16 protein-coding genes and 1 other annotated feature are annotated in these 22,865 nt (G+C 35.9%); of the genes, 13 read left to right on the top strand and 3 right to left on the bottom strand.

Annotated elements, in window-relative coordinates; genetic code table 11:
- The first annotated feature begins 222 nt into the window (after window positions 1–222).
- The 8 genes from hemA (at window position 223) to NKG37_RS24465 (ending at window position 8,348) form a co-directional block, all read left to right on the top strand.
- Window positions 223–1,572, top strand: coding sequence for a glutamyl-tRNA reductase (hemA, locus tag NKG37_RS24500; protein WP_254415482.1), 1,350 nt, complete (start codon window positions 223–225; stop codon window positions 1,570–1,572).
- Between the two features lie 207 nt (window positions 1,573–1,779).
- Window positions 1,780–2,604, top strand: a complete 825-nt coding sequence (locus tag NKG37_RS24495) for a cytochrome C assembly family protein (RefSeq protein ID WP_101730710.1) — start codon at window positions 1,780–1,782, stop codon at window positions 2,602–2,604.
- A 37-nt stretch (window positions 2,605–2,641) separates the two neighbouring features.
- Window positions 2,642–3,577, top strand: coding sequence for a hydroxymethylbilane synthase (gene hemC / locus NKG37_RS24490; protein ID WP_254415481.1), 936 nt, complete (start codon window positions 2,642–2,644; stop codon window positions 3,575–3,577).
- Window positions 3,570–4,343, top strand: coding sequence for a uroporphyrinogen-III synthase (locus tag NKG37_RS24485; RefSeq protein ID WP_016201742.1), 774 nt, complete (start codon window positions 3,570–3,572; stop codon window positions 4,341–4,343). Before hemC ends, NKG37_RS24485 begins: the two co-directional genes overlap by 8 nt.
- Window positions 4,344–4,514: 171 nt before the next feature.
- On the top strand, window positions 4,515–5,489 hold the full coding sequence (gene hemB / locus NKG37_RS24480; protein WP_016201741.1) for a porphobilinogen synthase: 975 nt from the start codon (window positions 4,515–4,517) through the stop codon (window positions 5,487–5,489).
- Between the two features lie 14 nt (window positions 5,490–5,503).
- On the top strand, window positions 5,504–6,793 hold the full coding sequence (gene hemL / locus NKG37_RS24475) for a glutamate-1-semialdehyde 2,1-aminomutase (RefSeq protein ID WP_169188927.1): 1,290 nt from the start codon (window positions 5,504–5,506) through the stop codon (window positions 6,791–6,793).
- Window positions 6,794–7,065: 272 nt separating this feature from the next.
- Entirely contained in the window at window positions 7,066–7,803 is a 738-nt protein-coding gene (locus NKG37_RS24470) for an ATP-binding cassette domain-containing protein (RefSeq protein WP_254415480.1), read from the top strand.
- A complete protein-coding gene (locus tag NKG37_RS24465; protein WP_367976236.1) occupies window positions 7,800–8,348 on the top strand; it encodes an ABC transporter permease in 549 nt (182 codons plus the stop codon). Before NKG37_RS24470 ends, NKG37_RS24465 begins: the two co-directional genes overlap by 4 nt.
- Window positions 8,349–9,172: 824 nt before the next feature.
- Here NKG37_RS24465 and NKG37_RS24460 read toward each other — a convergent pair.
- Window positions 9,173–9,964 (bottom strand): ABC transporter substrate-binding protein, encoded by a 792-nt coding sequence (locus tag NKG37_RS24460; protein WP_254416438.1) that lies wholly within the window; start codon window positions 9,962–9,964, stop codon window positions 9,173–9,175.
- 344 nt (window positions 9,965–10,308) lie between these two features.
- Window positions 10,309–11,622, bottom strand: coding sequence for an IS1380 family transposase (locus NKG37_RS24455; protein WP_254415479.1), 1,314 nt, complete (start codon window positions 11,620–11,622; stop codon window positions 10,309–10,311).
- A 487-nt stretch (window positions 11,623–12,109) separates the two neighbouring features.
- On the opposite strand from NKG37_RS24455, the gene NKG37_RS24450 reads away from it, so the two are divergent.
- Window positions 12,110–13,351: an IS110 family RNA-guided transposase gene (locus NKG37_RS24450; protein WP_016205480.1), complete on the top strand. Its 1,242-nt coding sequence runs from the start codon at window positions 12,110–12,112 to the stop codon at window positions 13,349–13,351.
- A 101-nt stretch (window positions 13,352–13,452) separates the two neighbouring features.
- On the opposite strand, the gene NKG37_RS24445 is transcribed toward NKG37_RS24450, so the two are convergent.
- Window positions 13,453–14,202 carry a polysaccharide deacetylase family protein gene (locus NKG37_RS24445; protein WP_169188923.1) on the bottom strand — a complete coding sequence of 250 codons (750 nt, stop codon included), beginning with the start codon at window positions 14,200–14,202 and terminating at the stop codon, window positions 13,453–13,455.
- 417 nt (window positions 14,203–14,619) lie between these two features.
- On the opposite strand from NKG37_RS24445, the gene NKG37_RS24440 reads away from it, so the two are divergent.
- The 4 genes from NKG37_RS24440 to NKG37_RS24425 all read left to right on the top strand — a co-directional run bounded on the left by NKG37_RS24440 (window position 14,620) and on the right by NKG37_RS24425 (window position 22,743).
- The gene (locus NKG37_RS24440) at window positions 14,620–16,458 is read left to right on the top strand and encodes a LysM peptidoglycan-binding domain-containing protein (RefSeq protein WP_254415478.1); all 1,839 of its coding nucleotides are present in this window, start codon (window positions 14,620–14,622) and stop codon (window positions 16,456–16,458) included.
- A 203-nt stretch (window positions 16,459–16,661) separates the two neighbouring features.
- Window positions 16,662–17,750: a spore coat protein YsxE gene (gene ysxE, locus NKG37_RS24435; protein ID WP_224427548.1), complete on the top strand. Its 1,089-nt coding sequence runs from the start codon at window positions 16,662–16,664 to the stop codon at window positions 17,748–17,750.
- A 165-nt stretch (window positions 17,751–17,915) separates the two neighbouring features.
- Window positions 17,916–18,147 (top strand) — a binding site (T-box leader).
- A 64-nt stretch (window positions 18,148–18,211) separates the two neighbouring features.
- A complete protein-coding gene (locus NKG37_RS24430) occupies window positions 18,212–20,857 on the top strand; it encodes a valine--tRNA ligase (protein ID WP_254415477.1) in 2,646 nt (881 codons plus the stop codon).
- Window positions 20,858–21,441: 584 nt separating this feature from the next.
- Complete coding sequence (locus NKG37_RS24425) at window positions 21,442–22,743, top strand: bifunctional folylpolyglutamate synthase/dihydrofolate synthase (RefSeq protein WP_169188919.1); 1,302 nt, start codon at window positions 21,442–21,444, stop codon at window positions 22,741–22,743.
- The last annotated feature ends 122 nt before the right edge of the window (window positions 22,744–22,865 follow it).

The raw sequence follows: 22,865 nt of genomic DNA, 5'->3' as shown, positions 1-22,865 counted from the left end.
GTAAGTATAATTCTTTTACTGTTATTAATACTATATCTTACCATATGAATTCACAATTTGTTCACATTTATAGGGCAAATTGTTTCCCATTTTTGAAATGAATTTGTTATAATAACTACATGTTAATAATTATTATAATTTAATCTATTTATATAAATGGTTTATAAATGATCTTTATGAATATATAGGTAAGAACTTACTTTGGGGGTGTCATTAGGTAAAATGCATATTATAGTTGTCGGATTAAACTTTAAAACGGCCCCAGTTGAAATTCGTGAACGTTTAACATTTGATTCAAAGCAAATAGGGGAAGCTATGAATCAATTACAAACTAAAAAAAGTATATTAGAAAATGTTATTATCTCAACGTGCAATCGTACGGAAATATATGCAGTCGTAGATCAGCTTCATACTGGTCGCTATTATATTAAACAATTTTTAGCAGAATGGTTTCAGTTGGAACAAGATGAATTTGTTCCTTATTTATTTGTGTATGAACAAGATGGAGCTTTGAATCATTTATTCCAAGTTACTTGTGGTTTAAATTCTATGGTTGTTGGGGAAACACAAATTCTCGGACAGATACGTTCGAGCTTTTTAACGGCACAAGCGATTAAATCTACCGGTTCGGTATTTAATCAGTTATTTAAGCAAGCTATTACGCTGGCAAAAAAAGCACACACAGAAACAGATATTGGTGCAAACGCTGTGTCTGTAAGCTACGCAGCCGTAGAATTGGCAAAAAAAATATTTGGTACTTTGCAAAATAAAAATGTACTAATATTAGGTGCAGGGAAAATGGGCGAGCTTGCCATTCAGAATTTGTATAGCAATGGTGCGAAAAACGTAACTGTGATAAATCGCACATTTGAGAAAGCTAAAACACTTGCTCATCGTTTTGAAGGCCAAGCAAAACCGATGAATGAGTTGCAGTGTGCATTACTTGATGCGGATATTGTTATTAGCTCCACTGGTTCTAATACATTTGTTATAACAAAGGCAATGATGAAAGCAGTCGATAAAATCCGCAAAGGTAATCCACTATTTATGGTTGATATTGCGGTACCACGAGATTTAGAACCTGAAATTGCTGAACTAGATAGTGTGTTTCTTTACGATATCGACGATTTGGAAGGGATTGTGGAAGCAAATCTTCAGGAGCGTCAAAAAGAAGCCGAAAAAATCATGATTATGATCGAGGCAGAAATTAGTGAGTTCAATCAATGGCTTCATTTATTAGGCGTCGTGCCAGTCATTTCTGCCCTTCGTGAAAAGGCACTTGCTATTCAAAGTGAAACAATGAAAAGTCTAGAAAGAAAACTTCCTAATCTAAGTGAAAGAGAAAGAAAGATTTTAAATAAACATACGAAAAGCATTGTAAATCAAATGTTGAAAGATCCAATACTTCAAGCGAAGGAATTAGCTGCACTTCCTGATGCAGACCAATCGATGCAATTATTTATGAAAATCTTCAATTTAGAATCCGATGCAAAAAAAGAATCCAATGATGGGGCAAAGGAAGAAGAAAAAGAAGCGTTTTCTCCAATTGTACGGCCATCCATTCAAGTGTGATTAGTCTAACTACTTAAATGCTTTTGTTTCTTTTGACAGGAAAGTATGATTCGTTATGAACTGTTTGAGAATAAAAACTCTTCAAATGGTAGTTTCACTTTCTTTTTCATAGGTTAAAATATAGTTGGGGATTACGAATTAAAAGCTATGTTAAGTTTTGTAAAAGACTTCATATTAGGATCTTTTTTGTTCGAAGGGGACCCGTTGATGCAGGATATATTTATGACTAGACTTCATGAATTCACGATTATTCTTTATGCGTTATCTGTGCTATTTTATTTTTTTGATTTTATGCATAATAACCAGAGAGCAAATCGAGTAGCTTTCTGGTTACTTTTATTTGTCTGGGTTTTGCAATCATCTTTTTTATTTATCTATATTGTAGAGATGAAACGGTTCCCAATTCTCACAATCATGGAAGGGCTTTACTTTTACTCATGGGTATTGGTTACCTTTTCTCTGATAATAAATAAGTGGTTGAAAATTGATTTTATTGTATTTTTTACCAATGTTTTTGGCTTTGTTATTATGGCAATACATACATTTGCACCTGCACGTGATTCTGCCCAAGTTCATGCAGCGCAGGTTGTATCTGAGTTATTGTTTATTCACGTGACAGCAGCTCTTTTGGCCTATGGAATGTTTACTATTTCTTTTATTTTTTCTGTCCTCTATTGCCTACAGTATGATTTATTAAAACAGAAAAAATGGGGAAAGCGAGTTATGAGGATTGCGGATTTAGCCAAATTAGAACATATATCTTATCTATTATGCGTGATTGGTGTACCATTGTTATTGATTGGGTTAATTCTTGGTGTTCAATGGGCAGTTATTCAAAGACAAGACTTTCTTTGGTATGATCCGAAAATTATTAGCTCCTTTATTGTACTGTTTGTATACAGCAGTTTTTTGTATTTACGAGTTTTAAAAAAATTAAGAGGGAAAAATGGTGCCCTCTTAAATATTGCTAGTTTTTTAATTATGCTAATTAATTTCTTTTTAGTAGGTAATTTTTCAAACTTTCATTATTGAATGAAGACTTACCGGAATTAGGTTGGAGGTACTTTTTATGCGTAAAATAATTGTTGGTTCAAGGAAAAGTAAGCTAGCAATTACTCAAACGAACTGGGTAATTAATCAGCTCAAGAAATTAGATTCTTCTTTTGAATTTGAAGTAAAAGAAGTTGTTACAAAGGGAGATGTTGTCTTAGATGTCACTTTATCCAAGGTTGGAGGAAAGGGGCTATTTGTTAAAGAGATAGAACAAAGCATGCTTGATAAGGAGATAGATATTGCTGTCCACAGTATGAAGGACATGCCAGCCGAGCTTCCAAAAGGGTTAACAATTGGCTGTATTCCTGAGCGTGAAGATTATCGAGATGCCTTAATTAGTAAAAATCATATTTCTTTAAAAGATTTACGAGAAGGTGCAATAATTGGGACAAGTAGTTTGCGTCGAGGGGCGCAATTACTGGCGGTTAGACCTGATCTTGAAATCAAATGGATTCGCGGAAATATTGATACCCGTCTTAATAAGTTAGAAACAGAAGAATATGATGCTATTATCTTAGCTGCTGCTGGATTAGCAAGAATGGGATGGACAAGCGACGTTGTTACAGAATTTTTAGATCCAGAAATATGCTTGCCGGCAGTTGGCCAAGGCGCCCTTGCTATTGAGTGTCGAGAAGATGATAAAGAAGTATTAGAACTTTTAAGTAAGTTGTCTAATCAAGATACTACTCGTACCGTTTATGCGGAAAGAGCATTTTTGCAGCGCATGGAAGGCGGTTGCCAAGTGCCAATCGCAGGTTTTGCACAAGTAAAAGATGATGAAGTAGCACTAACTGCCTTAGTCATTTCTCCAGATGGGAAACTTATTTATAAAGAAGAAGTAACAGGCAAAAACCCTGTAGAAGTAGGGGAACAAGCAGCAACAATTTTAACGGAAAAGGGTGCGAAAGCATTAATTGATCAGTTAAAAGAGGAGAACATTATTGATGGCTAATTTGCTTCTCGGAAAGAAAATTCTCGTTCCCCGCGCAAAGAAACAAGCGAGTGTCTTATCAAAGCGAATTTTTGATTTAGGCGGATTTCCTGTTGAAGTGCCTTTAATCGCGTTTCGAGAAAAACAACTTCCAGATGAAGTAATGACTTCTTTAAAAGAAAAAGCATATGATTGGCTTGTCTTTACGAGCCGTAATGGAGTAGAGGCTTTTTTTAAAGAAATAGAAAAAATGCATGTCCCAATTACTGCTAAAATTGCAGTAATTGGTGAAAAAACGACAGCTGCTGTTTCCCATTATGGGTTCCAGGCTAATTTTATTCCAAGTGAATTTGTTGCCGAGCAGTTTATCGAAGAATTTATTCCAGAGCTTGAAAGAGGTCAGCAAATTCTGCTTATAAAAGGAAATAGATCAAGGGACTATATAGCGGAGGAATTAAAAGAAGCTGGCCTTCTAGTTGATGAAGCGGTATTATATGAAACATACTTTCCGACAGAAAGTGAAGAACTGCTTGTAAAAGAAGTAAGGAAGAAAGATTTAGATGTATTGATCTTTACAAGTTCTTCCACAGCTCATCATTTCATGAAGGTAATGAAAAAACATCACTTAATAGAGAAACTGGAAAGCTGTATTGTTGTTAGTATTGGACCAGTTACGACTGATACATTGCATAGCTACGGCTTACATGTAACAATTACGGCAAAACCGTATACAACTGACAGCATCCTGAAACATTTAGTGCACTATTTAACAAAGACTGTTTTCTAAAAGACTGTTGTTTTTTCAATAGGAAAAATGGAGCAGCCGGAATACGCGAATACTTCTGTGATAATAGCGAGACAGTCTTGAGACCTTGCAAGCGATAGCAGACCGAAGCTACGGGTAATAACACCAACGATACGAAAACAGTCGTAACAAATAAAGATGGAGGTAAAGAAGATGGCTGAATTTAAGCGTCACCGCAGATTAAGACAATCTGCAAATATGAGAGCATTAGTAAGAGAGACATATGTACATATTGATGATTTAATCTACCCATTGTTTATTACAGAAGAGGAAAATGTCAAAACGGAGATTTCCTCTATGCCGGGAATTTATCAATTTTCCATTGATCGTTTGCAAGAGGAACTGGATGAGGTTCAAGCATTAGGAATTAAATCAGTGTTATTATTCGGAATTCCAAAAGAAAAAGATGAATGTGGGACACAAGCATTTCATGACCATGGGATTGTCCAAGAAGGAATTAAGTATATCAAAGCAAACTATCCAGAAATGGTTGTTATTGCTGATACATGTTTATGTGAGTATACAAGCCATGGACATTGTGGGGTAATTGAAGCAGGAAGAGTATTAAATGACGAATCACTAGAATTGCTTGTAAAAGCAGCTGTAAGTCAAGCTGCTGCAGGAGCAGATATTATTGCCCCCTCTAATATGATGGATGGATTTGTTGCTGCAATTAGAAAAGGATTAGATGAAGCAGGTTTTCTTGATGTTCCAATCATGAGCTATGGCGTGAAATACGCATCTGCTTTTTACGGTCCATTCCGAGAAGCGGCTGATAGTACACCGCAATTTGGGGATCGTAAAGCTTATCAAATGGATCCTGCAAATCGCCTGGAGGCATTCCGAGAAGCAGAAAGTGATGTAGTAGAAGGAGCAGATTTCCTAATTGTTAAGCCGGGTCTCCCTTATTTAGATATTGTTCGAGACATGAAGAATGAATGGAATTTGCCGATTGTTACTTATAATGTTAGTGGAGAATACAGCATGGTCAAAGCGGCAGCAAAAAATGGCTGGATTGATGAAGATAGAATTATTATGGAAACAATGATTAGTATGAAACGTGCAGGAGCAGATTTAATCATAACTTATTTTGCTAAAGATGTTGCACGTATGTTAAAAGAACAATAAGGGAGGAAACTCATATGCGTTCCTATCAAAAATCTGAAGCTGCATATAAAGAAGCAGTAGAATTAATGCCAGGAGGGGTAAATAGCCCTGTACGTGCATTTAAATCAGTTAAAAGAAACCCTGTCTTTATGGATGCGGGTAAAGGATCTAAAATTTATGATATTGATGGCAATGAATATATTGATTATGTCTTATCATGGGGTCCACTTATTTTAGGACATGCGGATGATCAAGTAGTCGAAGCTATCAAAAAAGTTGCAGAAAAAGGGACTAGCTTTGGTGCTCCTACCCTAATTGAAAATCAACTTGCTGCTCTTGTACAAGAGAGGGTACCAAGCATTGAAATTATTCGCATGGTTTCATCTGGTACAGAGGCTACAATGAGTGCGATCCGTTTAGCTCGTGGCTATACAGGTAGAAATAAAATTATTAAATTTGAAGGTTGTTACCATGGTCATGGCGATTCCTTGCTTATTAAGGCTGGTTCTGGTGTAGCAACACTTGGTTTACCAGATAGCCCTGGAGTTCCCGAAAGCGTGGCTGCAAATACAATTACGGTTGCTTATAATGATTTAGAAAGTGTTAAATATGCATTCTCTATGTATGGAGAAGACATTGCGGCAATTATTGCTGAGCCAGTTGCAGGAAATATGGGGGTAGTTCCTCCGAAGCCAGGATTTTTGCAAGGTCTGCGTGATGTTACGACAGAATATGGGGCTTTGCTTATTTTTGATGAAGTAATGACCGGTTTCCGTGTGGACTACGGTTGTGCCCAAGGCTATTTTGGTATTAGCCCTGATATTACTTGTTTAGGTAAAGTAATTGGTGGAGGCTTACCTGTTGGTGCATATGGAGGAAAAGCAGAAATTATGAATCAAATTGCACCAAGTGGACCAATTTATCAAGCAGGTACATTATCAGGTAATCCACTTGCCATGACAGCTGGATTTGAGACATTATCTCAATTAACACCAGATACGTATAAAATATTTATTGAAAAAGCAGATCGTTTGGAAGAAGGCTTGAAAGAATCTGCTGGAAAATATGATATTCCGTTCACAGTAAATCGCGCTGGTTCTATGATTGGTTTCTTCTTTACCAATGAAGATGTAAAAGATTATGAAAGTGCTAAAACGTCTAATCTTGATTACTTTTCTGCCTTTTATAATAGCATGTTAGAACAAGGAGTATTTCTGCCTCCTTCTCAATTTGAAGGAATGTTCTTGTCCACAGCATTAACAGATGAGGATATTGAACACACAATTCGTGCTGCAGAACAAGCTTTTTCTACGTTGAAAGCTTAAATAATAGGCAATTTTCTAGGAGATTATTGTTTTCAATAGAAAATTCATTATTTAGAAATACTGAGCAGCCTAAATCCTGGGACGTCTACTTGGATTTAGGCTGCTTTCATTTATTACACTGATGGAAGTTTTCTTTAGGTTGAGCAATTTTAACTAAAGATATTTTCTTATTTCCAATGAATCATTCAGAACTGTCGATTTTTTGCCACTTTATGAAAATATGGTTATTATGATATGATGCAACTAGTAATAAGGACAAGAAGGGATATTTCATGGATTCATTTGTAAAGCAAGTTACTTTTACTTATGATAATAATACAATTTTAAATAAGATAAATCTGACGCTAAAAAAGAGTAAATCATATGCATTAATCGGTAAGTCTGGAGTTGGTAAAAGTACACTCCTCCACCTTCTCGCTGGTTTACTGATACCAACTGAAGGAGAAGTGCTAATCGAAGGGAACCGAATTCAGCATCCAAGCAAGGATATTGGATTCATGTTTCAAGACTTAGGTCTTTTTCCTTGGCTAAAAGTTTGTGATGCTATTTCGATGCCAATAAAATTAGATAAACGGAAGTCGAAACAGGAAATAAAGGAAAAAGTAACAGCGTTAATAAGAGAAGTTGGATTAAGTGGAATGGAGCATAAATATCCGGCAGAGTTAAGTGGAGGACAAAAGCAAAGGGTGGCATTAGCAAGAACATTAATTACTGAACCTGATTTGTTGTTAATGGATGAGCCGACTTCTACATTAGATGAGATGACAAAAGAACAAATTCAACAGTTAATATCCGAGCAGGTTGAAAAAAGGCAAACGACGTTACTTTTTGTTACTCATAATATAGAAAAAGCAGTACTTCTTGGGGAGTATATTTTATTGCTACGGGATAATGGAGACATCGAGACTATCGCTAATCCGCTATTTGGAGTCGATAGAGCGAAAGAAAATTTGTCCTTTTATAAAGCATGTATTGATGTTCGAAAAAGATTAGCGGTGGTACAGGAATGAAGAGAATCATTAGAAATCAATTGATCATAGGTTTTATAAGTGTCAGTTTATTTTGGTATATTGTCTATTTTTTGTTACAGTCCCATACCATCCCATCACCATTTTTAACAGTTATTTATATGTGGAACGAAAAATATATGTTGCTTCTGCATGCAGGAGCTAGTTTATTGAGAATTATCATTGCCCTTTTTATTTCTTTGTTAATAGGAGTCCCATTGGGAATTATTTTAGGGAAAAACAAGAGGATCAATACCTTGTTATCACCTTTTTTATATTATATATATCCAATACCCAAAGTAGCGTTTCTACCGATATTTATGATTTTATATGGGCTGGGAAACCAGTCTAAAATAACGCTAATAATTTGGATTATTGTTTTCCAGATCATTTTATCGGTTAGAGATGGGGTATTACAAATACCATCAAGTTATTACAAGGTGATGCAAGGTTTTCAGGCCCCCATATATCAGCAACTAATCTATTTAATTTTCCCAAGTGTGCTTCCAGCGATATTTACGGGAATAAGAATTAGTACTAGGGATTAGTTTAGCGACATTATTTTTTGCAGAAAACTATGCAACAACTTATGGGATTGGCTACTATATAATCAGTGCATGGACGAAAATGAATTATGAAGAAATGTTTGCAGGGATTGTGACCTTAGGATGTATTGGTTTATTATTATTTATCTTATTAGATAAATTAGAATTAAAAGTTACACCTTGGAATCATAAATAAAGAGGCTGGGACAAAACTAGATAGCCAATCTGTAAAGACGAACAATCTCTAATTTATCTCTTAAATAAAGGTTCCTTTTATACAATGGTTATTTATGTTTTTAAATATAGTCAAGTGTAAAAACTAATTCGTTCCATTGCGCTACAGAAACACGATTCGCCGGGGAGCAACCTAAGCCTCCTCGGCTAAAGCCTGTGGGGTCTAAAGATTGCTCTACTTCCCGCAGGAGTCGAGTGTCTTCCGCTCCATTCCACTCTGTTTTTAAAGGCAATTCCCTAAAAAATAATGTTTTTTTAGAAAAAATGAATTAGTAGGAAATATGGAGCAGCCTGAATACACGTAGACTCCTATGGGAGCTGCGAGAAAGTCCGAGACCCTGCAGGCCAGAGGCCGAAGCGGCTCGGCGCTCGCCCCATGGAAAGCGAAGTGTATTCAGGCTGCGGATATTAACACTAACTGTACTGAAACAGCCTTTTATAAAACTAATAAAACCCGAACAATCATTTAGGATTATTTGATAGTTGTTCGGGTTTATCTATGACTGGAATACTTATGTCCCAGCCTCTTTTTTGATTTAAACGGTAAAGGCTGTTTTTCGAAATGTTGTCGCCTGTCTCGCTAGTTCCTGAGTCTATGGTAACAAAGTGAAGTCTGTTAATTCTTCATAAGAATAGTTTTTCTTAATTTGCCCTTTAGCTTTTGTCCATTGAACAATCGAATCAAAGGAGTCCTTTAGAACTGCACCTGCATATGGAAAGTTTTCCTTTGTAGATAAATAGTTGCTCATAGGATCAGGGAATTGATATTTAGTTAGTATATCGCCGTATTCTTCAGCCTTCCTATTATTCATATAGTCAATGGCTTTATTATAAGCTTTATAGAAAGCTTTGATATCTGCTGACTTGGAAGAAACCATTTCTTCTGAAAAAAGAATCGTTCCTCCTTTAATTCCTGCATCTGCTGAGCTTCCTAAAAGGTGGGCTCCTTGGCTAACTAGCATACTAGCCTGTGGTTCTGTAAAGACAACTCCATCTACTTTATCTGCAATCAGTGCCTCTGCACGACCAGAAAAAGAAGGAATTTCAACGATATTATAAGTGAAGTCTTCTTTAGCTGCGAAATCATCCATAATATATTCCAAGATAAAGTTCGGCACTAATGAAACATTTTTTCCATTTAAATCTTTCATCTCTGTAATTCCTGAATTGGGAGAGGAGAGAATTTTGAAATCTTCACTTATATCGGAAGTAATCTTCATCTTAATACCATTTTCCATAAATGCTGCTGCTGTCATTACATCAGCGATTGTACCATCTAATTCACTCGCTTGGATTGCAACATTACGATCTGTTGGAGCGGAGAAGGACTTTATTGATACGTTTATTCCTTCTTTGGCAAAGTATCCATTTTCCTTTGCTAAAATAATAGGTATCGCAGATTCTGCCGGTAATATTCCGATGGTTAGCTCTTCACCAGATGGTTTTTCTGTGTTATTGCTTTCTTTATTATCTGTTTTGGTTGTAGTGGTATTTCCACAAGCAGCAGTAAATAAAACAAATACTAATACCTGAAATATTCATAGCACTTTAAAAGATGCACGTTTTTCTAAAATGCAGGTGAGAGTTTTCTATCTTTTTATAAGATTGAACATTTTCTAACCTTTAAAATCTAATTAATTTATTTCCCATTGGAAATGTCCTATTTTTAGGCAGACTTCTCCCCTTAACTGAAATTTAAATTTTTTTCAGTTGGTAAAACCAAGTTAAGCTACTCAATCTGGAGTTTTTGTATTTGACCCAATACGTTCCAAAAGAATTTCTGATAGACAAAACTTGATGACAATTTAAAGTAATAAGATCTACCTGATTTCACTAGTTTACTGGCAACTTTAATAAGCCTTGTACGTATGGTATCAATTTGCATCATCTTTTGACCTTGTGGAAAGCAAATGGTTCGTAACCAATTCGTTAAATTATAAGCAAGCAGGCTTAGCATCATTTTTACCGTGTTGACTTGAAAAGAATGACTATTCATGTGATCCAAATAAAAGCCATTCTTTGATTCCTTGATATAGTTTTCCATCGTTCCTCTTTTTTGATAAGCTCGTACGATGTCTTTTGGAGAAGCTATTTCAAAATTTGTAACAAAAAAGGAATGGGCAAAAAGTAATTCACCAGCTGGTCGTACCGATTGGATAATCACTTTTCTTGGTTTCGACCATGACTTGGCTTGATAAGTGGCTTCTTCAAAATAGTGCTCTGTTTCTGAAACATCTCGTGGTGCAGAAGAAGGATGGTATTCTTTAGCAAGACTTTGTAATTGTAGGTTAGATTTTAATCGGATCACATATAAAACGGATTCCTTTTCACACAATTCGTACAAGTCGGGGACGGCAAACCCACTGTCTCCACGAAGGAATAAATTCGTTTCAGGGAACTTTTGGTTGTAGTGTTCAATTAATGGCTGAATAAACTCAACAATACCATTTGAAGTATATACATTTCCGGGACGAAGCTTCGCTTTAAGAAAGTCACCTGTAGCACCATCAAAAGCAACCAATGGATGAAAACCCATTGTTCCATAATGCGTATTGTAGGAAGAATCCTCTTGATTTCCATAAGTATCAGAATGGGTTGAATCCAAATCGATAAATAAAGCTTCGGACCCCCGAAATGAATGGATTTTATCAAGTAATTCTTGGTTTGCTTGATTTAAATGATCAATAGACTCTTTATCAAAACGTGTGTAAAAACGAGATAAACTCGGTTGTGAAGCGAGCGCTGGCGTTCCTATGATTTGGGTGAAAACTGGATCTTTCGTTAAATGATCAGCTGCATCATCCTCGGAATAGCCCGCAATCATTTGATAAATCTTTTGACGTAATAAGTTCTCGTTTGAATGGAGGTAATAGGCCCTAGAATCGTTTAACCTCAAATGGTTTTCTAGTGTTTTTGAAAATCCAATTTTCTCATCGAATTCCCTAAAAAGAAATTCACCAGTATCGGAGGACAGATCCCCTCCATCATTTGACAATTTAATTTTGCGATTGAAATCAAGGGTAATTTGCGGTAAAGTAGCCATTATAAGAATCCTTTCTGTGGTTATTTCGTCGTTGTTTTAACCTTATCAGAAATGGATTCTTTTTTCATTTATCAAGTGAATTAACATTTAACAAAAAAGCTTATTGGAATAACGATTGTAACCAATTAATGATTTTCTATGAATAATTCAGGTAATAATAAGGTTAGCGTCATTATTTTTTCATCTTTATATCCATTCCTTTCGCTTCGCTCAAGGCACAAAACGTAATGAAACAAGTTTGCACTGAGCGTTATTTTGGCAAATCTATAGCCATAGGGATACCAATCAACTACAAATCACGCGGAGGTGAGTGGGCTGCTCCAGTTGTGGAGTGACCGCATTTTTATATGTGTAGATTGCCTTTCCAAGCACAAATAAGTGTGACTTCGAGCACGCAGACTTATCTTTGTATAAACATTACTCGTTTATCGCTGGGCAATCAGTCAATGTTGTCTATCCCTATAAATCTTATAAAGGAGTTTTCCCTATGGCTTTAAAAATTGTTTATCCCATTTGTTGTGGAATTGATGTCCACAAATCCTTTGTTGTGGCTTGTATTGCCTCCACTTCCAAAGGAGTAACCACTTACAAACGCCATCGCTTTTCAACCTATACAAAAGGATTGCTTGAGCTGTCACAATGGCTTTGTGAAAATGATTGTCAGGATGTTTGTATGGAATCTACCGGGAAATACTGGATTCCTGTGTTCAATGTACTAGAAGATTCCTGTAACATCACCTTGGCGCATCCTAAGTATGTCAAGGCAATCCGCGGTAAAAAAACCGATAAAAAAGATGCTAAATGGATTGCTGATTTATTTAAACATGATCTTGTAGCCGGAAGCTTTATGCCTCCACTTGAGATTAGGCAGCTTCGTGACCTTATGCGTTATCGCTTCAAGCTGACTAACTTTATGTCGAGTGAGAAAAACCGTCTTCAAAACAGTTTAACTGTGTCTAATATTCAGCTTGGAAATATTGTTTCGGATACCTTCGGCAAAAGCTCCATGAACATTATTGAGAAGCTACTAAAGGATCCATTAGACACCTCATTTGATTTAGAACCTTTAATTCATGGCTCCATGAAGCATAAACTTCCTGAACTCGAGCTCGCTATTGATGGATACATTACATCTGAACAGGCTGAAAAATTAAAGGTTATTAAACAACATTATGAAGACCTTGGAGCCCGTAAAGCAGATCTTGAAAAAATTATTCTTTCACTTGCCGCGTCCTACCATGATGAAATCAACTTAATCTTAACTGTTCCGTCTTTTAAAAACATTTTTTCCGCCATTGCCGTGGTTTCCGAAATAGGTGTTGATATGGACGTGTTTCCGACAGCTAAGCATTTATGCTCCTGGGCAGGACTTACACCCACAAATAACGAGAGTGCCGGCAAGAAAAAGTCAGTAAGAATTTCAAGAGCTGGATGTTACATAAAACCACTTTTGGTGCAATGTGCAACCGCAGTGGTTAAAAGTGAAAAACATCCCGAAATTCGAAACCGTTACCTACGGCTAAGAAAACGCCGTGGTCACAAACGAGCAATTATTGCGATTGCACGAATGCTTTTAACAGCTATCTACAATATTCTCAAAAAGAAAGAAGCCTATAACGCTGAATTATATTTAAAATCGGATGTTCTTCCAGTAAACCGTGAAATCACGGTAGAACAAGCGATTTTATTAGCTAAAAACCATGGTTATCATGTGTTAGAAGCATCTTGATTTTGTCGTATAAATTTTAAAAAAATCATCCAATGATGGTTTATTTGTCATGCATTCTTTTTGAGATAGTGATTTCAATAATTATTTCAGACTTTTTTCTCCTAGTTTGTTACAATTTTTTTGAATGTCTCTATGTCCATTAAATAGGGAATAGCATTTCTTTTTAATAAAAGTGGATCAGTTTGCTTATTATTGTGACCATTTTCACAAGTGAAGGCAAGTTTAAACTCTTTTTCTTTTAAAGTAGAAACATTGGATTCGTTAAATAAACCAAATGGATAGGCGAATACATTTTTATGTTTGATTAGCGAATGGTTATTACATACATCTAGGTCTTTAGCAAAGTCTTCTTTTCTGGATGTCATTAATAGACTTTCTGACTCGCTTGTTCGGACATGCATATAATGAGTGTGGTTGGCATATTCAAAAACATCCGTCATTTCACTTAGATCGTTTATAGATAAACAGACAGATTTTTCTTTTTCAAACTTGCTTTTACTATCATGCAACCAGCCTGTTACAACAAATGCTGTTGCATGAAATTGATATTTTTTTAGAATCGGATACGCATATTCTTTTATAGATTGAAAGCAGTCATCAAAAGTAAGTAATACTGATTTTTTTGGTAAAGGACCTCCTTCGTAATATGCCTTTACTTCATCTAAAGTTAAAGGGTGAAAATCATTGTTAAATAAATACTCCATTTGCTGTTCAAATTTTTCTAATGTAATGAAAAGGGGGGAAGGCAAGAAATCATTATAATCTTGCTTTACATCGATTGGATGCTGCTCGGATGCTTGAAAATCTTCCTCTTTTCTTATTTCGTGATACATTAGCACGGAAAAAGCCATTTTAGAACCTCCTTTTTAGATAAAGGCTGTTTTGTAAAGTTTGTTGCTATGATCTACAGCCAGAATAAACTTCGCTTAATTTATTTTTCCTATTGAAAAAGCAACAATCTTGTAGAAAACAGCCTAGATAAAAATTATAAATTGGTCTACATTTCCAATTTATTTAATTTTGTTAACTTGGAAATCTGCTTTTATTATATAAGACATTTATTAAAAAAAGCGGTAGAAAATGCAATTAGTTTTAACAATTTGGTGTATGAATTCAGAAAAATAAGTTTATTTGAATGGTGATTCTTTAAATTCCTTTCTTGTTGAGACAAACAAATGAAAGAAATATTCATAAAGTGTTACAGACAATCATAAGTTTTTAAAGACAATAGTGATATATACGTGAAAGGAATGAGAGGAGGAGTCGCTTTGTCTCAAGAAAATTCGTCTATCTTACGGTTTTCGTTGGAAGAGTCAGTCTGGTTTCAAAAAGGACAGGAAGTAGCAGATCTGCTTTCCATTTCACTTGATCCCAATATAACAATCCAAGAGAACGATCAGTATATTATCATTCAGGGCTCTTTAGAGCTAAGTGGTGAATACAAGCGCTATAATGAGGGAGAACAAGAAGAAGAGGAGGCCTTTAAGGCACCTAAATTAATTCATTCTGTAATGGAGAGAGAGGAAGGGGTATGTGAATTTTTACATCATTTCCCTGTAGATATTACGATTCCCCTTACAAGAGTCACAAGTATCAATGATGTAGAAATAGAGATTGATACGTTTGATTATGTCTTTCCAGAAAGAAGTTGTTTAAATTTAACAGCCGATTTAACTATTTCAGGTCTCGCTTCTGAAGAGGAGGAAGTAGAAGAAGATGTAGCAGCAGAGGAAGTAGAAGAGGAATTGGAACTAGTTTGGCGCAGTCCAGTGGCAGAGGAGGCTGAAGCAGATTCACTAGAAGAACCTGTTGAAATTGCTGTTAGTCCATTCCAAAATGTTAGCCCGTTATTGGAAGAACAGCGTGCAGAAAAGGAAGCGGAGGATGATTTATATACTCCATTTGAATTGGAAGTTAGAAAGACACCAGAAGAAGACGACGAATGGAGCACAAACGAAAATGCAAATGTGCCTTATTTTTCTGAGATTTCTAGAGAAGAGGAGCTTACTTCTATAGAGCCAGCACTAAAAGAAGAATCAACTTCAACAGCTCCAGAGATGAAAATTTCTTTATGCAGAAGTGAGGAAAGTGTATATTCTGCAGAAGAAGTTTTTCAAAAGCCGCAACAAGAATCTTCCTCTTTAGCCAAGCAAGAGAAGGTAGCTCTGGAAGAAGAACTAGAATTATCATCTTCTCCTGAGATTTCTAGAGAAGAGGAGCTTACTTCTATAGAGCCAGCACTAAAAGAAGAATCAACTTCAACAGCTCCAGAGATGAAAATTTCTTTATGCAGAAGTGAGGAAAGTGTATATTCTGCAGAAGAAGTTTTTCAAAAGCCGCAACAAGAATCTTCCTCTTTAGCCAAGCAAGAGAAGGTAGCTCTGGAAGAAGAACTAGAATTATCATCTTCTCCTGAGATTTCTAGAGAAGAGGAGCTTACTTCTATAGAGCCAGCACTAAAAGAAGAATCTACTTCAACAGCTCCAGAGATGAAAATTTCTTTATGCAGAAGTGAGGAAAGTGTATATTCTGCAGAAGAAGTTTTTCAAAAGCCGCAACAAGAATCTTCCTCTTTAGCCAAGCAAGAGAAGGTAGCTCTGGAAGAAGAACTAGAATTATCATCTTCTCCTGAGATTTCTAGAGAAGAGGAGCTTACTTCTATAGAGCCAGCACTAAAAGAAGAATCTACTTCAACAGCTCCAGAGATGAAAATTTCTTTATGCAGAAGTGAGGAAAGTGTATATTCTGCAGAAGAAGTTTTTCAAAAGCCGCAACAAGAATCTTCCTCTTTAGCCAAGCAAGAGGAGGTAGCTCTGGAAGAAGAACTAGAATCATCATCTTCTCCTAATGAAGAGCCTAAAAAGAAAAAAGGACTATTTAGCAAAAAGAAATCACTCACCTTTACAGAATTCTTTGCTAGAAAAGAAGAAGAGAAGCATACGAAAGTGAAGGTTTGCATTGTTCAGCAAGGTGATACATTAGAAAAATTAAGCAATCGCTATAATGTAAATATTCATGCATTGTTGAAGGAAAATAGAATGGAAGCCAATCAAGATGTGTATGAGGGGCAAGTTTTATATATTCCAGGAGACTTTGTAGAGAAATAAAAAACAAACAGCAGGCAGGGGCTTTCCTGCTTGACTGTTTTCTTTTGGCTTTTTTCAACTGTTTTAGAGGGGGAAAAACGAGTGTTTTACAGAGCAAATTGAAAATTGAATAGGAACTATTCCAGAGCTTATCAAATAAGCTATTTTCATGTTGTAAGTAAAGGCCCAATTTGTTCACCTAACCATCTATAGAAAGGGATAAGATGGCTGTTTCACTTTATAAGAAAGTGTGGGCGGATATGAATGAAAAAAACATATTAAAGAAATATACACCTATTTTAAAACCATATGCAGTAGAGCCAAATTTCGTAGAAGAGTTTGGCAAAGTAGCCAAGATATACAGCAATAAAGGCACTTTTGCATTAAAACGGATTGATCCTCATAATGGTGCTGATTTCACACGTCATATACGAACACTTTATCAAAAAGGCTATAACAGGATTGTTCCGATTTATCCAGCTGTGGATGGCAGATATGCTATTCTTTATGACAACAAACTGTATTATTTAATGCCTTGGCTGCCAAATGAGGAAAGAGAAACATATTTCAAAAAACATCAACAAATGTTTCGTGAGCTTGCAAGACTTCATATTTTAACTTCTAAAGAAGTGAAAATTGATAAGGAAGATCGACAAGAGCATTTCGAAAATACGCAATTAGATATTGAAAAAGAACAAGAGTTTTTAGATGGTTTTATTGAGCAATGTGAAAATAAGGAATATTTGTCTCCATTTGAATTGATGTTTTGCATGTATTATCATGACATTCGTCAGGCGTTGATATATTCGGAGACTAAATTAAAAGAATGGTATGAAGAAACAAAGGAAGATGAAAAAGCAAGAGTTTCCATCATTCATGGCAAACTATCCCCAGAGCATTTTCTATATGATGATAGAGGCTATGGCTACTTTACTAATTTTGAAAATGCCAAATATGGATCAGCGAGCCATGATTTACTACCATTTCTCTCCCGTTCATTAAAAACTGCTCCAAAGCAAAATGAGGAATGTATTGAGTGGCTTTATACGTATTTTAATCATAATCCATTAAAGTATGATGAAATGCTATTGTTCTTAAGTTATTTAGCCCATCCCGGACCTGCCATTCGGATTTGCGAGAAATATATGAAAGCAGATAAGAAAGACATTAATGAACGGAAATATGCTCAAAAGCTACTTAAACAGTATTGGCTATTAAAAAATACAGAATATGTCGTCATGCGAGTCGATGAAATAGAACGACAAAAAAAGGCGCAGCAAGAAGCTGCCGAACAAGCAGAGACCCAGGATTAAAAACTTGGGTCTATTATTTTGTGTCTAAATAGGCACGATTGTTTTTTCCTATACATATTGTAATGACAAACATAAAAATAGAAATGAATAAAATAAAAAAAATTAGGCAATCCTTATTGACGAGAATAAGATATTTTCGGTAGTATAGCATATATAAAATAAATTATTAAGGCAATGACAGGGAGTAGTACAATGTCCGTTGTTTCAAAGAGAGGAAATCAGTTGCTGAGAGATTTCCATTCAACCCATTGGAATGTAGCCCTCGAGCTTCTTTTGCGAACGGTTTGCTTATTAGTAAAAGACGGACAGTATCCGATATCATCTTTTAAAGAGCCAATACATTTTATTGTGTTTGGAAAAAAGGTGGTACCGCGAAAAAACTCCATTCGTCCTTTTAAGACGAGTGGAGTTTTTTTATTTGCTTTAAAAAGTACAAAGGACAGGATTAGGAGGAAATGAGGATGGATATGAAAGAAATCTCCATGCCGACAAAGTATGATCCAGCAAGTATTGAAAAGGGTCGCTATGATTGGTGGTTAGAAGGCAAGTTTTTTGAGGCTAATCAGGACGAAGGAAAACAACCATATACAATTGTAATCCCACCACCAAACGTAACAGGTAAATTGCATTTAGGTCATGCATGGGATACTACGTTACAAGATATTTTAACAAGAATGAAAAGAATGCAAGGCTATGATGTATTATGGCTGCCTGGTATGGACCATGCTGGTATTGCAACGCAAGCTAAGGTAGAAGAAAAACTTCGTGCCCAAAATATTAGTAGATATGATCTTGGTCGTGAAAAGTTTGTAGAAGAAACATGGAAATGGAAAGAGGAATATGCAAGCCATATTCGTGCCCAATGGTCGAAATTAGGTCTTGGCCTAGATTATTCTAGAGAAAGATTTACATTGGATGAAGGTCTTTCAAAAGCAGTTCGTGAAGTTTTCGTTTCTTTATATAATAAAGGGCTTATCTATCGCGGGGAATACATTATTAACTGGGATCCGGCAACAAAAACAGCACTTTCTGATATTGAGGTAATCTACAAAGATGTACAAGGTGCATTTTATCATATGAAATATCCTTTAGCAGATGGATCTGGTTATATTGAAGTAGCAACAACTCGTCCAGAAACGATGCTTGGTGATTCAGGTGTTGCTGTTCATCCGAAAGATGAAAGATATCAGCATTTAATTGGCAAGAAAGTCGTTCTGCCAATCATAGGAAGAGAAATCCCGATTGTTGCTGATGATTATGTAGAAATGGACTTTGGTTCGGGTGCTGTTAAAATGACTCCTGCACATGATCCAAATGATTTCGAAGTAGGTAACCGTCATAATTTAGAAAGAATTCTTGTAATGAACGAAGACGGAACAATGAATGAGCGTGCTGGTAAATATGAGGGAATGGATCGCTTTGAGTGTCGTAAGCAAATCGTCAAAGATTTACAGGAATTGGGCGTTCTATTCAAAATGGAAGAGCATATGCATTCTGTTGGTCACTCTGAACGAAGCGGTGCAGTAGTGGAACCATATTTATCAACGCAATGGTTTGTTAAAATGCAACCATTAGCTGATGCAGCAATCGCGTTGCAAGATAAAGAAGCAGAAAAAGTTAACTTTGTACCAAATCGTTTTGAAAATACGTATATGCGTTGGATGGAAAATATTCGTGATTGGTGTATTTCTCGTCAGCTTTGGTGGGGACATCGAATTCCTGCTTGGTATCACAAGGAAACAGGCGAAATCTATGTGAACGATGAAGCGCCGACAGATATTGAAAATTGGACACAAGATACAGATGTATTAGATACATGGTTTAGTTCCGCACTATGGCCATTCTCTACATTAAATTGGCCAGACACAGAGGCGGAAGACTATAAGCGCTATTATCCTACTGCTGCGTTAGTAACTGGTTATGATATCATTTTCTTCTGGGTATCCCGTATGATTTTCCAAGGAATTGAGTTCACTGGAGAAAGACCGTTTAAAGATGTATTAATCCATGGGCTTGTTCGGGATGAGCAAGGTCGCAAAATGAGTAAATCTTTAGGAAATGGCGTAGATCCAATGGATGTTATTGCTAAATATGGAGCAGACTCCTTACGTTATTTCTTATCAACAGGAAGCTCACCAGGTCAAGATTTACGTTTCAGCATTGAAAAGGTAGAATCGACTTGGAACTTTGCTAATAAAATTTGGAATGCTTCCCGCTTTGCGTTAATGAATATGGATGGTTTAACATATGATCAAATTGATTTAACAGGCGAAAAATCAGTTGCAGATAAGTGGATTTTAACGAGATTAAATGAAACAATTGAAACAGTTACACGTCTTTCAGATCGTTATGAGTTTGGAGAAGTTGGAAGAGTTCTTTATAACTTTATCTGGGATGATTTTTGTGACTGGTATATTGAAATGGCGAAGCTTCCATTATATGGGGATGACGAAGCAGCAAAGCTAACAACTCGGTCTATTTTAGCTTATGTACTTGATAATACAATGCGCTTATTACATCCATTTATGCCATTCATCACAGAAGAAATCTGGCAAAACCTTCCGCATGCTGGGGAATCAATTACAGTTGCGAAGTGGCCAGAAGTTAATCCAGCCTTCTCAGATGATAAGGCTGCAAATGATATGAAATTGCTTGTTGAGATCATCCGCTCTGTTCGTAATAGCCGTGCGGAAGTAAACACACCAATGAGTAAAAAAATCAGCATTTTATTAAAAGCTAAAGATGAAGAAATCAAAACAACTCTTATAGAGAATAAATCTTTTATTGAACGCTTCTGTAACCCAGAAACATTAAGCATTGATATAGATATTGCTGTACCGGATAAAGCAATGACTGCTGTTGTAACGGGTGTTGAAATTATTCTTCCATTAGAAGGATTAATTAATATGGAAGAAGAAATTGCTCGCTTAACAAAAGAGCTAGAGAAATGGAATAAAGAAGTAGAACGTGTTCAAAAGAAACTAAGCAATGAAGGCTTTGTGAAGAAAGCACCAGAAAAGGTAATTAACGAAGAAAGAGCAAAAGAGCAAGACTATTTAGAAAAGCGTGCAGCAGTAGAAGCACGTATTAACGAACTAAAAGGTTAATTTCATAGTAGAACGAAGGGTGTCTCCACTATCAAAACCTTTGAGGCACCCTTCTTCTGTTGATGGAATCTTTACTTTTAAAATGATACTAGATAAAGTTTATTAGAGAATACACTATCTAGCAGATTGAATACATGTAGACTCCTGCGAGAAAAGCGAGACAGACGAGACCCCGCAGGAATGAAATGAGACCACTGAGGCCACTGAAAAAGTCTTTTTTTCGAACGAAATTAAGACCAAGCATGTTTGAAAGTAAAAATAAGGTTGGTTTGGAGAGGCGTCCGCTCGACTCCTATGGGAGCTGCGAGAAAGTCCGAAACCCCGCAGGAACGTAGTGACGAGGAGGCTTGGCGCTCGCCCCATGGAAAGCGAGCGGACGCCTCGGAAAACAAATCCATTATCTTATGTTTGAAACATGACGATTGTCCACCATCATTAGTTAGCCAGTTTTTCAGTGTCCTCAATGAAATAATGAGGAGGCTTGGCGCGACCCCGCGGAAAGCAAAGTGTATTCAGTCTGCGGTTTTTAGAAAGTAATTATAGATGTACAATAACAATCATTAATCTTATAAGAGGGTGTAGCAATGTTTCATAGTTATGAAGAAGCATTAAATTGGATTCATTCTCGTTTGCGTTTTGGAATAAAGCCTGGGTTAACAAGAATGGAAATGATGATGGAGAAGTTAAACCATCCAGAAAAACAGATAAAAACAGTTCATATAGGTGGAACAAATGGAAAGGGATCTACTGTTACCTACTTAAGAAATATTCTTCAACAGGCAGGATTAACAGTTGGAACTTTTACATCTCCCTACATAGAACAATTCAATGAAAGAATCAGTGTGAACGGGAAACCAATTAGCGATGAAGAAATTTTATCATTAGCAAATAAATTGTTTCCGATCGTAGAAGAAATGGACAAAATGGAAATTGGCGGACCAACAGAATTTGAAATTATTACCGCAATGTCTTTCTATTATTTTGCTTACATGAATAAAATGGATATCGTTATTTATGAGGTAGGATTGGGAGGTCGATTTGATTCAACCAATATTATCTCGCCATTACTTTCTATTATTACAAGTATCGGTTTAGACCATACAGCAATTTTGGGAGACACTTATGCCCAAATTGCATTTGAGAAAGCTGGAATTATTAAAAAGAAAACACCGATTATTGCAGCAGTTAAACAAATAGATGCCCAAAATGTAATTGTAAAACAGGCAAATGAAATGGAAGCTCCTATCTATTTATTAGATAAGGATTTTACTATTGATGAATACTATTCAAAACCATCCTGTGAGTCTTTTGTGTTAAAGTCACCGCTCTTCCGATGGACAGATTTGCAAATAACTATGTTTGGTAAGCACCAAGTAGAAAATGCATCGTTGGCAGTTATCGGTGCACAATTATTGCGTGATATGTTCGAATCTATTAATGAAGATAGTATTCGAAAAGGATTATTTCAGTCTAAGTGGCCTGGTCGCTTTGAAATTATTTCAAAAAGTCCTTTTGTCGTAGTAGATGGTGCTCATAATGAAGAGGGAGTAGAAGCGTTAGTAGATGTCCTAGTCAAGCGCTATCCTGAAAAGAACATAAACATTATATTTGCTGCGCTTTCTGATAAAAAAACAGATAAAATGATTGCGAAATTGGATCAAGTTGCAACAACTATTACATTTGTGACATTTGATTATCCAAGAGCTTCTCCAAGCACTCTATTATATGAAGAAAGCAACCATCTATTGAAGGAGCAGAACGATAACTGGAAAGAAGCAATACTCAAGCAATTAGAAAGATTAGAAGAAGAAAATATGTTACTTATAACCGGTTCTTTATACTTTATTTCAGAAGTGAAGGCATTTTGGAAGAATTTCAAGAAATAATTATACCGCAAAAAAATATATGGATTATTAGAATAGAAAAGAGTAGTATATATTTATCAGGTTTGAAATTTGGGAATTTTAAGAATATGGTAAAATATTCTCTTTAAAGAAATAATAGAAGG

This window comes from Niallia sp. RD1 (assembly GCF_024219955.1).
Classification (GTDB): domain Bacteria; phylum Bacillota; class Bacilli; order Bacillales; family Cytobacillaceae; genus Niallia; species Niallia alba.
Note: the sequence above shows the minus strand (reverse complement) of the source record. Positions and strands in the feature narration are given on the sequence as shown.